The following is an 11,846-nucleotide window of genomic DNA, read 5'->3' on the forward strand; positions in this document are numbered from 1 at the left end:
CTGGCGATGACGTCCGGGCTGTTGTGCCCGGGCAGGAAGGGCCGATGACGCAACGACCCATTTCCAGTGGCGATCGCGGCCTGGCCGGGCGCTTGGCGCTCAGCCGGTTGGCGACGCGGGCCTCGATGGTCTTCGAGCGCGGCTGGCCGCTCGTGCTGCCGCCGCTGGTCGTCGTCAGCCTGTTCTTCAGTCTTTCGTGGTTGGGCCTGTTCCCGCGTCTGCCGGACGCGGCGCGTATCGGCCTTCTGATCCTGTTCGCGCTGGCGGCGATCGCGGCGCTCTATCCGCTCCGCTTCTTCCGCATTCCGTCTGCCGCCGAGGTCGACCGGCGTATCGAGGCGGCGAACGAATTGCTGCACAGCCCGGTGCAGGTGCAGACCGATCGGCCGAGCGGCGCCGAGAGCATCTTCTCGCAGGCGCTGTGGCGCGAGCACCAGAAGCGCATGGCCGAGCGGCTGTCGAGCCTCGCCGCCGACCGGCCGCGCAGCAGCGTGCCGGATTACGACCGCTGGGGCCTGCGTGCCGTGGCGGGGCTGCTGTTCGTCACCGCCCTGGCCTTCTCATTCGGGCCCTTTGGCGGCCGGGTCAGCGACGGTTTCGTCGCTCGCGCAGCGCGCGATACCGTGCCGCCGCGCATCGATGCCTGGGTGACGCCGCCAGCCTATACCGGCAAGGCGCCGCTGTTCCTGACCGCCGATGCCAACCAGGCCGTCCAGACCTTCTCCGTGCCGCAAGGCAGCGACGTTTCGCTACGTGTCACCGGCGGTTCGGGCGAGGAAACGCTGAGCTATGCCGATGCCGGCGGCAATGCCCGCGCCATCGAGCCCGCGGCACCCAAGGGGACGGCCGCCGCCGCCAGTCAGACAGCGCCCAAGGTGCGCCAGTTCTCGGGCAAGCTTAGTAGCAACGGCACGCTGACGCTGAAGTCCGACGAAGGCGATCTCGGCCATTGGGCCTTTGCCGTGATCCCCGACAAGCCGCCGACGATCCGCTTCGTCGGCGAGCCGAAGCGCGCCGTCAATGGCTCCATGGAGCTGAACTACCAGATCGACGACGATTATGGCGCCGCCTCCGCCAAGGCCGTCTTCGAACTGGTCGAGCCGCCGCCGGCCAACGCCCATCCGCTTTACGGTCCACCCGACATGCCGCTGACAGTGCCACGTCGCGGCGGCAAGACGAATGCGGCCAAGACGACCAAGGACCTGACCGAGCATGTCTGGGCCGGCAGCAACATCAAGCTGACGCTGAGCGTTACCGACGATGCCGGTCACACCGCGACCAGCGAAACCAAGACGATGGTCATGCCCGAGCGGCCCTTCGCCAACCCGCTGGCGCGCGCGGTTGTCGAACAGCGCCGGCTGCTGGCCCTCGACACCAATGCCAAGCCGCGCGTTCTCGACCTGATCGATGCGATCACGCTGCGTCCCGAGGACACGTTCGACAACATGTCGAACTATCTCGCCATCATGAGCGCCAGGAGCCGGCTGAAGCTGTCCGAGAGCGACGACCAGTTGCGCAACGTCGTGTCCTATCTCTGGGAAATCGCGCTCGGCATCGAGGAAGGCAACCTGTCGGCCGCGGAGCGGCGGCTGCGCCAGGCGCAGCAGGCGTTGCAGGACGCCATCAAGAACGGCGCCAGCGATCAGGAGATCGAAAAGGCGATGAAGGAACTGCGCGAGGCGATGAACCAGTTCCTGCAGGAATTCGCCCAGCGCGCGCAGCAGAACCCGAACGCGCCGCAGATGCAGCAGAACGGCCGCGAGCTGCGCCAAAGCGACATCGACCGCATGATGGACCAGATCGAGAACCTGGCCAAATCGGGTGATCGCGACAAGGCCCAGCAGCTTCTCTCCGAACTGCAGGACATGATGAACAACCTGCAGGCCGGCCGCCAGCAGCAGGGCGGCGAGCAGGACAGCGAGCTGCGCCAGCAGATGGACAAGCTGGGCGATATCATGCGCCGCCAGCAGGAGATGATGAACGACACCTTCCGCCTGGACCAGATGCAGCGCGGGCAGCGTGGCGAGGGCGGCGAGCAGCAGCTTGGCGAGGATGGCGAACAGGGCCAGTCCGATGACCAGCAGCAGCGGCAAGGCCCCGGCCAGGACCGCGATCCGCTGGGGCGGCCGAAAATGTCGCCGAAGGACCTGGCCGATGCACTGAAGCAGCTGCAGGAAGGCCAGGGACAGCTGCAGAGCGAGCTCGACCAGTTGAAGAAGGGACTCGAGGGCCTAGGCATGGAGCCCAACGAGGGCTTCGGCGAGGCCGGCAAATCGATGGGCGACGCCGAGCAATCGCTTGGCCAGGGCGATGGCGACCAGGCCGTCGGCCACCAGGGCCGCGCGCTGGAGGCGCTGCGCCGCGGCGCCAAGGAAATGATGAAGCAGATGCAGGCCATGCAGGGCGATCAGGGCGGCAGCGAGCAGGGCGGCCGCGAGCAGGATGCCGATCGCGATCCGCTCGGCCGGCCGCGCGCCACCAACGGCCCGGATGACGGCACCTCGGTCAAGGTTCCCGATGAGATCGATGTGCAGCGTGCCCGCCAGATCCTCGACGCGATCCGTAAGCGGCTCGGCAACGCGCTGAGCCCCGACATCGAGCGCAGCTATCTCGAACGGCTGCTGGAACTGAAATAGCGGGCCACTTGCGGATCGCCGTCATGCCGAAGCTTGGAACCGTCACGCCGATCCTGCGCATGTTCGACATCGCCAAGGCGCGGGAATTCTACCTCGACTTCCTCGGTTTCGAGGTCCGCTTCGAGCATCGCTTCGACGACAACGCCCCGCTTTACATGGGCATCGCGCGCGACGTCTGCGAGCTGCATCTGAGCGAACACCATGGCGACGGTTCGCCCGGCGCCAATGCCCGCATCGAAGTGGTCGACATCGTCGCCCTGCATCGCGAGTTCAAGGCCAAGAACTATCGCTTCAACAGGCCGGGCCTGGAGACGACGCCGTGGGAGACGAAAGAGGTCACGGTCATCGATCCGTTCGGCAACCGTCTGACCTTCTACGAACGTGACCAAGCTTAACCTACGCCATCCGCGGCAAATGGCGACAGGCAGCGTCAACGATCGGCCACGGCGCCCGCTTGCCTGGTCAGCATGAAAGCCTCGCGGATCGCGTTCTCCATGCCGTCGATCGCCTCGCCGGTCGCCAGCGGATTGCGGTGCAGCACGACATTTGAGGAATCGATGTCGCCGAAACCGTCGGCGGCCGTCAGTTCGCGGCAATCGGACGGGATGTTGCTGCGCGAGATCGGCGCGATCGCCAGGCCCGAGGTGACGGCAAGCGTCAGGCCGCCATTGGTATCGCTGGTGTAAGCGACGCGATAGTCGAGGCCGCGCTGCTGCAGCGACTTGATGGCGAAGTCGCGGCACCAGCCATTGCGGCTGTAGAGCGCGATCGGCACCGGCCGTTCCTCATGCATGTGGTGCAGCGTCGAGGTCACCCATACCGTGGGGTCGTGCATCAGCACCTCGCCGCCGGAAGAGCCTTCCCATTCGAACACAACGGCGAGATCGAGCTCGCCGGCCGCAAGCGCCCTCACCTGCGAATCCGAATGCGCGTAGCGCACCGTGACCTCCACGCGCGGATGGCGCTTGGCGAACTCGCCGAGCGCCCGCGACAGGATCGAACGGCCATATTCCGCCGGGATGCCGATGCGCACCAGCCCGCCGAGCGGCTGCGCCACCAGCGACGCCGCCGTCTCGTCGAGCAGCGAGACGATCCGGCGCGCGTTGGCGATGAGCTCGCCACCGCGGCGTGTCAGCGCCACCCCGCGTGAACCGCGCTCGAACAGATGGTCGCCGACCATGTCCTCCAGCTTTTTCATCTGCATGGACACCGCCGATTGCGTGCGCCCGGCTTTCTCCGCCGCGCGTGTGAAATTGCCTGTTTCGGCCACTGCCACAAAGGTGCGCAGAAGGTCGCTGTCGAGCACGGGCTTCATCGATCTCGCCATAAGCAAATTTGATTGCTGGCATCATCCCAATTCGTTTGCAACATGTCAAAAGCCGCAGGATAGTCGCTCCACCCATTGGATATGCGGTCGCGAAATCGGCCGCGGACCAATCGAAGAGTCCTCACTCGATACCCGCCGCCTGAAAATGGTGGCGGGTTCTTTTTAGGGGCAATTCCAGGAAGGCGCTTTGCGTTTTTCCGTCCGGGTTTGCTTGCAAGACGAATGCTTGGAGCGGATCGGCTGGCTGAGCCGCTCCGGGCAGCTCGCGGGGGGCCGATACTGATGCAGAACCGGATGGTGCTTGGCATTGTGAGCCTCTGCCTCGGCGTGCTGGTCTTTTCGCTGCAGGATCCGCTGGTGAAGGCGGTGTCGGGCGGTTATCCGGTGACCGAGGTGATGGCGATCCGCGCCATCGTCGCGCTGCCGATCCTGGTCGTGCTCGTCCAAGCCGATGTCGGCCTGAAGGCGGTCTTGTCGAAGCGCTTCGGCATGCTGACGCTGCGCGCCTTCATCCAGTTCTCGTCCTACACGGTCTACTATCTGGCGATCGCCGCTTTGCCGCTGGCCGACGCGGTTGCGCTCTATTTCATGGCGCCGCTGTTCATCATGGCGATGGCCGGCCCTTATCTCGGCGAGCGCGTCTCGTGGAAAACGCTGGCAACGGTGCTGATCGGCCTGGTCGGCGTCCTTGTGATGGTGCGGCCGGGCGCCGGGGTGTTCGACTGGGCGGCACTGCTGTCGCTGGGCTCGGCCTTCCTCTACGGCTTTTCACAACTGATGGCACGCCGGATCGGCGACACCGAATCGTCGACCGTGATGGCCTTCTATCAGAACGGCGCCTATCTCAGCGGCGCCGTTGCCGTTGCAGCCGTCTTCCATCTCGCCGGCATCACCCATGCGGCGCATCCAAGCGTGGAATTCCTGGTGCGGCCATGGGTGTGGCCGACGCTGCCGGATTTCCTGAAAATGGCCGCCTGCGGCTTTGTCGCGTCCGCCGGCATGATCCTGCTGTCGCAGGCCTACCGGATGGCGCCGGCCAACCGCGTCGCCACTTTCGAATACACCGGCATCCTTTGGTCGCCGCTTTGGGGCTTTCTGTTCTTCGCCGAGGTGCCGCGCGCAACGACAGTGCTGGGCGCGGCACTGATCATCGGCGCCGGCCTGCTTGCGCTCAACGGCGAGCGGCGGCGAAGTGCCGCGCCGGCGGTCGCGGTCACGGCCGATGCGCTCTCAGGCGAAGCAGCTTAACGCCCGGCCGACGCGGGCGCGGATCTCGGCAAGCGTGAACGGCTTTTGCACGACGTCGAGGATGATGCCGTTGAGTTCCTCGGCGCGCTCGCGCTGGTCGGCATAGCCGGTCATCAGCAATATCTTCATTGACGGAAACTGCTTCGCCGCTTCCGTCGCCATCTCGATGCCGTCCATCTCCGGCATGCGGATGTCGGACACCACCAGATCGTAGCCGCCCCGCGCTTGCCGGATCATGTCCAGCCCTTGCGCGCCGTCGGTGGCGATGGTGACGTTGTGGCCGTCGCGCTCGAGCGCGCGGGCAGCGAGGGTGCGGACGGACTCATCGTCCTCGACGATCAGAAGCTTTGCCATGCCGAGATAGATGCCGCCGAAACGTTGATGTTTTCTGAAAATTCTAACGATCGGCAGCTTTTCGATGATGGCTTCGGCGCCACGTCAGGCATCGCCCTTCACCACCCCGACGAACGGCAATTCGCGAAATGCATGGGCGACGTCCATGCCGTAGCCGACGACGAAGTAATCCGGGCAGTCGAAGCCGACATAGTCGGCATTGAGCGTGGTCTGGCGGCGCATCCGCTTGTCGAGCAGAACGGCGATGGCGCAGCTCTTGGCGCCGCGCGAAAGCATCAGGCCGCGGGTATAGGAAAGCGTCTTGCCCGATTCCAGTATGTCGTCGATCAAAAGCACGTCGCGGCCGGCGACCTCGTTGTCGATATCGCGCAGCACCCTGACCTCGCCGCTCGTGGTGCCGGCGCCGTAGCTCGAGATGAAGATGAACTCGACTTCCGGCGACAGGCCGACATCATGCATGGCGCGAATGAGATCGGCGGCGAAGACGAACGAACCTTTCAGGATCGAGATCACCAGGAGATCGTGGTAGTCGCGCCCGGCGATTTCCTTGGCGAGTTCGAGATTGCGGCGCGCGATCGCCGACGCCGAAAACAGGACCTCGATGTCCTTGCCGCGTACAACTGGCATCAACCACCTTCCAGATCGCCTAGCCGGCGAAGATTACAGAGACTGTTCTTACGCCGTCTTTAGGCACATCGAGGCGGCTGGAAAAGCCGAATCTTTCGCCGGGCCCTAGGGAACGGTTTGATGTCCCCACCCTGTAGCGGATGATGTTGCTGTTGTTGTCGGTGACGCGGATTTCGAGCGGCGGCAGCATCTGCGGCCCTGCCCCGTCATTCGCCGCCTCGCCGTCGACGAACAGCACCGGTTTCAAGCCCGAGGCATCGATGCGCGACGTCACGCCGGAAATGGTCAGTGCGCTCGCCGGCTCCGCGGTCGCCCGCAAGGTGCCCTGCCGCACCAGCGCATGACCGCCCGACACCCAGAAGGAGACCAGCGCTATGCCGACACCGGCGGTCCAGAACATCGGACCGCCGCGCGAGGATCGCCACGGCGCGGCCTCCTGCTTACGCAGCATGCCCATGCCTTGGATCGACGGCGTCGAAGGAATCTGCGGCGGCGGGGCCGCCGGTTCCGGGTGAGCGGCAAAACGCGGCAGCACCACATAGTCGGCGTCGACGACGTCGGCCGCACCGAACATGCCACGCTCCACCGCGGCGCGCGTTGCCGTGCCGGTCATGATTTCGCCGGAAACAGGGCGCGCGGTTCTCTCGTCAGCCATTGCGGCACCAGTGCAGTCTTCGTTTCTTTTGCGTAAACGGAATTGGTTAACGCTTCCCCACCGGAATGGCTATGACGAACGCTGAATGTCGAAAAATTAACCGCCGGTTAACCATGCCGGCCGATGGTCTGTTAAAGTAGATTGTGGCGCGTCGCCGCCGAAAGTTTCAGGTCGCCGAACGTGATCCGCTTCGAAAATGTCGGCCTCCGCTATGGCATGGGTCCGGAAATCCTCCGCGACATTTCCCTGCACATTCCGGAGCGCTCCTTTCAGTTCCTGAGCGGCCCCTCGGGCGCCGGCAAGACGACCTTGCTGCGCCTTTTGTTCATGTCGCTGAAGCCGACACGCGGCCTGATCACCATCTTCGGCAAGGATCGCGCGCGCATTTCGCGCAGTGACTTGCCGCTGCTGCGCCGCCGCATCGGCGTTGTGTTCCAGGACTTCCGCCTGCTCGACCACATGACCACCTATGAGAACGTGGCCCTGCCGCTGCGCGTGCGCGGGCGCGAGGAGGCGAGCTACCGCACCGATGTCACCGAACTCTTGAAATGGGTTGGCCTCGGCGATCGCATGCATGTGCTGCCGCCGGTGCTGTCGGGCGGCGAGAAGCAGCGCGCCGCGATCGCGCGCGCGCTGATCGAACAGCCCGAGATACTGCTTGCGGACGAGCCGACCGGCAATGTCGATCCGCCGCTGGCGCGCCGGCTGCTCAGGCTCTTCATCGAACTGAACCGGCTGGGCACCGCGGTGGTGATCGCCACCCATGATCTCGGCCTCATGGAACAGGTCGACGCGCGCCGCATGATCCTGGCCGGCGGAAGGTTGGACGTCTATGACTGACTTTCCGGCCGATCACCTCCAGAATGAAACCGCGCAGACGACGACGGTCCGGCGTGTCCAGCGCAAGACGGCGCCGATCGTGCCCGCACAGAACATCGCCGGCCGGGCGCTGGTGCTGGTCATCGCCATCATGACTTTCCTGTCCTGCCTGACCTTCGGCGCGGTGACGCTGGTGCGTGATACCGCCTCTGTCTGGGAAAACCAGATCTCGCGCGAGGCGACGATCCAGATCAAGCCGGCCGACGGTCTCGATATGGAGGCGGCGCTTGCCCTGGCCTCGCAGATCGCCAGCGAGTTCCCTGGCGTGAAAGGCACCAAGATCATCGACCGCGACGCCACAGCGCGCCTGCTGGAGCCGTGGCTGGGCAGCGGCCTCAACATCGACGAATTGCCGGTGCCGCGCCTGATCGTCGTCACCATCGACGAAGCCAGTCCGCCGGACTTTGCCGCCATGCGCGCCGCCATCGCCCCGAAAATACCGACCGCCGCGCTGGACGATCACCGCACCTGGGTGGACCGGCTGGTCGCCATGGCGCGCACGACGGTGACCATCGGCATCGCCGTTTTGGTGCTGATGCTGTCGGCAACGGTGCTGACTGTGGTGTTCGCCACGCGCGGCGCCATGGCCGGCAATGGCCACATCATCGAGGTGCTGCATTTCGTCGGCGCCGAGGCGCGCTTCATCGCGCGCGAGTTCCGCTGGCATTTCCTGGTCACCGGCATGAAGGGCGCCGCCGCCGGCGGGGCGTTGGCGATCGCCGTCTTCATCGTCTTTTCCTGGTGGTCGTCGCGCAACATGGCCACGCCCCAGGCCGACCAGGCGACCGCTTTGTTCGGCAATTTCGCCATCGGCTCCGCCGGCTATTTCGGCGTCGGGCTGATGGTGCTGGTGATCGGCGTGCTGACCGCGGCAACCTCGCACGCCACCGTCGTCGCCTATCTGAGCGACATAGACGTTCGCCAGCCGGATGGAGGCTGAGCCATGAACCCCAACCGAAAGTGGCGCCAAGCGCTATATACGAACAGGACAACGATCACACACCGAACACTTGCCGTAACGCAATGTGCGCCGTCTTACCTATCAAAGGTCGCATTTCGGAGTTAACCATAGGATGTTTTCAGGATTAACCTGGGGATGATGGACTTGCGGGACACGACCGGGACGGCTGGGCAGATGCCAGTTGGGCTTGCGTGCGCTGCTGCGCCCCACGGGTCGGGTCATCTGCGGCGCTCCCTGCGCATCTGCGGTTTCGTCGTTCTCGCCGTGCTGGTGCTTTTTGCCGGTGGCTTCGGGTGGTTTGCCGACAAGGTCAGCCACATGACCACCCCGCCCAATCCAGCCAAGGCCGATGCCATCATCGTGCTCACCGGCGGACAGTCGCGGCTCGACGCGGCGATGGACCTGTTGGCGTCCGGCAAGGGCCAGCGGCTGCTGATCAGCGGCGTCCATCCCTCGGCTACCAAACGCCAGTTGCAGGCCGCCATGGGCGGCGACAAGCAGCTCTTCTCCTGCTGCGTCGACATCGACCGCGCCGCGCTCGACACCATCGGCAATGCCGAGGAAAGCGCCAAATGGGTGGAGAACCACGCCTATGGCAGCATCATCATCGTCACCAACAACTACCATATGCCGCGCAGCCTGCTCGAGATGAGCCGGCTGCTGCATGGCGCGCGGCTCGAGCCCTATCCGGTGGTCAACACCAATCTCGGCAATGGCGGCTGGTTGACCAAGCCGGAAGCGCTGCGCGTTCTGCTCACCGAATACAGCAAATATGTGCTGTCGCTGGCGCGCGGCTTCCTGCCGCTTCGCCCGACGCCCGAGGGCGTCACGCTCGCGGAAGCCTCCGCGATTTCTAAAAACTAAACCTCGCTCGGCGCGCTGCCGCGTAGGCGGGCGATCTCCTGTTCCAGATCGACGATTCGCCGATCGCGCTCGGCAAGGGCGGCAGCGACATCGGCCGCCTCGAATCGCTGCGGGATGTGCTGCGGACAATTGGCATCCCAGGCCGAGACCGTGAACAGGATCGCCTGTTCCGGCCGCGCCTTGTAATCCGGCGGCATCAACCTTGCCGTCAGCCCGGGTTCATTTTCGACGACGCGCGCCTTGCCCCAAACCTTGATGCGCTGCCGCAGCATGTAATCGATCAGGAACAGGAAGGCCTGCTCGTTGTCCTCTAGATTGCCCTGGGTGATGAATTGCCGGTTGCCGGAAAAATCGGCAAAGCCAATCGTATGCTCGTCCAGCACCTTGAGGAAGCCGGCCGGCCCCCCGCGGTGCTGGATGTAAGGCTGGCCCTCGGCGTTGGCTGTTGCGAGGAACACGCTGGTCTGCGCTTCGATGAAGGCGGCAAGATCTGGCGTGATCGCTGCCCGCCAGCCGCCGCGCTGCTCGACACGCGCGTAGGAATCGCGCGACCCCTTACGGGACTGGATGGCCTTGACGGTGGGCGTGAAGGCGACATCGCTGGTGAAGGCGTGAGCATTCATGGCAACGTCCTCCGGCTAATTTACATCAGTTCCAGGAAAATTGCGCGACGCGCCGGATCGCGCGCGTTCCGCACCTCCGCCGCCATACGCGCCTCAGGCGACCCGACGGGCGGCAACGACCGGGAAGTCCACCTCCGTTCCTGCAACCTCGTTGATGTAGTTGGTCCAGAGGTTCAGAGCGACATGCTGCACGATCTCGATGATCTGCGCGTCGTCGTAGCCGGCGCGCCTCACCGCCTCGAGTTCGGTCTCGCCGACACGGCCGCGCTCGCGGGCGACCTTGGCGGCGAAATGGACGGCCGCCGCGGCCTTGATATCGTTGGAGCTTCCACCCCGGTTGGCGGCGATCTCCATGTCGTCCAGATGAGCCAGGTTCTTGCCTAGATAGGTGTGGGCGGAAAGGCAGTAGCTGCAGCCGTTGATCTCCGCGACGGCCAGTGCAATGCGCTCCCGCGTCGACGCCGGCAGACGCCCCTTGGCCAGTGCCGCCGACATGGCGAGATAACCCTGCAACGCTGCGGGACTGTTGGAGACCAACCGAAACAGGTTCGGCGCGACGCCGAGCTGTTTCTCGACGGCCTTGAGCATCGGCTGCGAAGCGTCCGGTGCGTCCGCGATGGTTTCAGGCGTGGGAATGCGGGACATGTGAACTCCTGTCGGATCCGTGATCGGACGAAGATGCATTCTTCCATCAGCAAAATTTAGATGGCATTGTTGCAATCCATTATTCCATTTTTTGGAAGGACCATGGATCGCCTCGACGCTATGTCCCTGTTCGTCGCCACGGTGGAGGCCGGCAGCCTTTCCGCCGCCGCGCGGCGCGTCGGCGTGCCGCTGGCCACCGTCAGCCGCAGGCTCTCCGACCTGGAGAAACATTTGAAGACGCGCCTGCTCAACCGCTCGACGCGGCACCTGACCTTGACCGATGCCGGCCAGTCCTATCTGGCCGCCTGCCGCCGCATCCTGGACGAGGTGAGCGACGCGGAGCGCACCGCGGCAGGCGAATATGCTAGCCCGACCGGCGAACTGGTCATCACGGCGCCGGTTGTCTTCGGTCGTCTGCATGTGCTGCCCGTCATCACCGACTTTCTCGCTGTCTATCCCGAGGTGACCATCCGTCTGACCCTGTCGGACCGCGTTACCCAATTGGTCGAGGAGCACATCGATCTGGCGGTGCGCATCGGCGAGCTGCCGGATTCGGCCATGGTCGCAATCCGCGTCGGCACGATCCGGCGGGTCGTCTGCGTTAGCCCGGCCTATCTCGCCGGGCATGGCATGCCGACGCGACCGCAGGAGCTTGCCGGCCACCACTGCATCACCTTCGAAGGGCTGGCCTCGCCCACCACGTGGAGCTTCGGCACGAGCAAGACCGAAGCCCTGGTTCCCGTCCGCTCACGCCTCCAGGTCAACACCGCCGAGGCGGCGATCGATGCCGCGATTGCCGGGCTCGGCCTGACGAAAGTCCTCTCTTACCAGGCCGACGCCGCCGTGCGTGTCGGCACGCTGCGGCTGGTGCTGGAGCCGTTCGAACCGCCGCCCTGGCCAGTGAGCCTCGTTCATGCCGGTCAGGCGCGGTTGCCGGTGAAGCTGCGAGCCTTCCTCGATTTCGCCGCACCGCGCCTGAAGGAGCGGCTGGCGCGATCCTTGTAGGGGCGCATCCGAGCACCGTCCC

General features: G+C 65.0%; 13 protein-coding genes. 7 read left to right on the top strand and 6 right to left on the bottom strand.

Going from position 1 to position 11,846, the window contains the following annotated elements; genetic code table 11:
* Positions 1 to 44: 44 nt before the first annotated feature.
* A complete protein-coding gene (locus F3H96_RS19625) occupies positions 45 to 2,636 on the top strand; it encodes a TIGR02302 family protein (RefSeq protein ID WP_149803375.1) in 2,592 nt (863 codons plus the stop codon).
* A 23-nt stretch (positions 2,637 to 2,659) separates the two neighbouring features.
* Positions 2,660 to 3,031, top strand: coding sequence for a glyoxalase superfamily protein (locus F3H96_RS19630; protein WP_149803376.1), 372 nt, complete (start codon positions 2,660 to 2,662; stop codon positions 3,029 to 3,031).
* A gap of 35 nt (positions 3,032 to 3,066) precedes the next feature.
* Here the strand turns inward: F3H96_RS19630 and F3H96_RS19635 are convergent, their stop codons facing one another.
* Entirely contained in the window at positions 3,067 to 3,951 is an 885-nt protein-coding gene (locus F3H96_RS19635; RefSeq protein ID WP_149803377.1) for a LysR substrate-binding domain-containing protein, read from the bottom strand.
* Positions 3,952 to 4,245: 294 nt separating this feature from the next.
* Here F3H96_RS19635 and F3H96_RS19640 point away from each other — a divergent pair, with 294 nt between their 5' ends.
* A complete protein-coding gene (locus F3H96_RS19640) occupies positions 4,246 to 5,211 on the top strand; it encodes a DMT family transporter (protein ID WP_188131459.1) in 966 nt (321 codons plus the stop codon).
* Here the strand turns inward: F3H96_RS19640 and F3H96_RS19645 are convergent.
* From F3H96_RS19645 to F3H96_RS19655, 3 genes are all read right to left on the bottom strand, one after another.
* The gene (locus F3H96_RS19645; protein ID WP_149803378.1) at positions 5,194 to 5,565 is read right to left on the bottom strand and encodes a response regulator; all 372 of its coding nucleotides are present in this window, start codon (positions 5,563 to 5,565) and stop codon (positions 5,194 to 5,196) included. The genes F3H96_RS19640 and F3H96_RS19645 overlap by 18 nt on opposite strands.
* An 84-nt stretch (positions 5,566 to 5,649) precedes the next feature.
* Positions 5,650 to 6,192, bottom strand: a complete 543-nt coding sequence (gene hpt, locus F3H96_RS19650) for a hypoxanthine phosphoribosyltransferase (protein WP_149803379.1) — start codon at positions 6,190 to 6,192, stop codon at positions 5,650 to 5,652.
* Positions 6,193 to 6,211: 19 nt separating this feature from the next.
* Positions 6,212 to 6,847, bottom strand: coding sequence for a hypothetical protein (locus F3H96_RS19655; protein WP_149803380.1), 636 nt, complete (start codon positions 6,845 to 6,847; stop codon positions 6,212 to 6,214).
* Between the two features lie 180 nt (positions 6,848 to 7,027).
* On the opposite strand from F3H96_RS19655, the gene ftsE reads away from it, so the two are divergent.
* From ftsE to F3H96_RS19670, 3 genes are all read left to right on the top strand, one after another.
* The gene (ftsE, locus tag F3H96_RS19660) at positions 7,028 to 7,687 is read left to right on the top strand and encodes a cell division ATP-binding protein FtsE (protein WP_149803381.1); all 660 of its coding nucleotides are present in this window, start codon (positions 7,028 to 7,030) and stop codon (positions 7,685 to 7,687) included.
* The gene (locus F3H96_RS19665) at positions 7,680 to 8,666 is read left to right on the top strand and encodes an ABC transporter permease (protein WP_149803382.1); all 987 of its coding nucleotides are present in this window, start codon (positions 7,680 to 7,682) and stop codon (positions 8,664 to 8,666) included. The genes ftsE and F3H96_RS19665 overlap by 8 nt, the downstream gene beginning before the upstream one ends.
* Positions 8,667 to 8,861: 195 nt before the next feature.
* Positions 8,862 to 9,551: a YdcF family protein gene (locus F3H96_RS19670; RefSeq protein ID WP_244620067.1), complete on the top strand. Its 690-nt coding sequence runs from the start codon at positions 8,862 to 8,864 to the stop codon at positions 9,549 to 9,551.
* On the opposite strand, the gene F3H96_RS19675 is transcribed toward F3H96_RS19670, so the two are convergent.
* Entirely contained in the window at positions 9,548 to 10,174 is a 627-nt protein-coding gene (locus tag F3H96_RS19675; RefSeq protein ID WP_149803384.1) for a pyridoxamine 5'-phosphate oxidase family protein, read from the bottom strand. The two genes, F3H96_RS19670 and F3H96_RS19675, sit on opposite strands and share 4 nt — an antisense overlap.
* A 93-nt stretch (positions 10,175 to 10,267) precedes the next feature.
* Complete coding sequence (locus F3H96_RS19680; RefSeq protein WP_149803385.1) at positions 10,268 to 10,819, bottom strand: peroxidase-related enzyme; 552 nt, start codon at positions 10,817 to 10,819, stop codon at positions 10,268 to 10,270.
* Between the two features lie 102 nt (positions 10,820 to 10,921).
* Here F3H96_RS19680 and F3H96_RS19685 point away from each other — a divergent pair, with 102 nt between their 5' ends.
* The gene (locus F3H96_RS19685; protein ID WP_149803386.1) at positions 10,922 to 11,824 is read left to right on the top strand and encodes a LysR family transcriptional regulator; all 903 of its coding nucleotides are present in this window, start codon (positions 10,922 to 10,924) and stop codon (positions 11,822 to 11,824) included.
* Positions 11,825 to 11,846 lie beyond the last annotated feature (22 nt).

It is taken from the genome of Mesorhizobium sp. NFR06 (genome assembly GCF_900115245.1).
Taxonomy (GTDB): Bacteria; Pseudomonadota; Alphaproteobacteria; order Rhizobiales; family Rhizobiaceae; genus Mesorhizobium.

Coding starts and splice junctions, on each gene's coding strand:
- F3H96_RS19625 (WP_149803375.1), top strand. CDS start 45: ATGACGCAACGACCCATTTCCAGTGGCGATCGCGGCCTGGCCGGGCGC.
- F3H96_RS19630 (WP_149803376.1), top strand. CDS start 2,660: ATGCCGAAGCTTGGAACCGTCACGCCGATCCTGCGCATGTTCGACATC.
- F3H96_RS19635 (WP_149803377.1), bottom strand. CDS start 3,951: ATGAAGCCCGTGCTCGACAGCGACCTTCTGCGCACCTTTGTGGCAGTG.
- F3H96_RS19640 (WP_188131459.1), top strand. CDS start 4,246: ATGCAGAACCGGATGGTGCTTGGCATTGTGAGCCTCTGCCTCGGCGTG.
- F3H96_RS19645 (WP_149803378.1), bottom strand. CDS start 5,565: ATGGCAAAGCTTCTGATCGTCGAGGACGATGAGTCCGTCCGCACCCTC.
- hpt (WP_149803379.1), bottom strand. CDS start 6,192: ATGCCAGTTGTACGCGGCAAGGACATCGAGGTCCTGTTTTCGGCGTCG.
- F3H96_RS19655 (WP_149803380.1), bottom strand. CDS start 6,847: ATGGCTGACGAGAGAACCGCGCGCCCTGTTTCCGGCGAAATCATGACC.
- F3H96_RS19665 (WP_149803382.1), top strand. CDS start 7,680: ATGACTGACTTTCCGGCCGATCACCTCCAGAATGAAACCGCGCAGACG.
- F3H96_RS19670 (WP_244620067.1), top strand. CDS start 8,862: ATGCCAGTTGGGCTTGCGTGCGCTGCTGCGCCCCACGGGTCGGGTCAT.
- F3H96_RS19675 (WP_149803384.1), bottom strand. CDS start 10,174: ATGAATGCTCACGCCTTCACCAGCGATGTCGCCTTCACGCCCACCGTC.
- F3H96_RS19680 (WP_149803385.1), bottom strand. CDS start 10,819: ATGTCCCGCATTCCCACGCCTGAAACCATCGCGGACGCACCGGACGCT.
- F3H96_RS19685 (WP_149803386.1), top strand. CDS start 10,922: ATGGATCGCCTCGACGCTATGTCCCTGTTCGTCGCCACGGTGGAGGCC.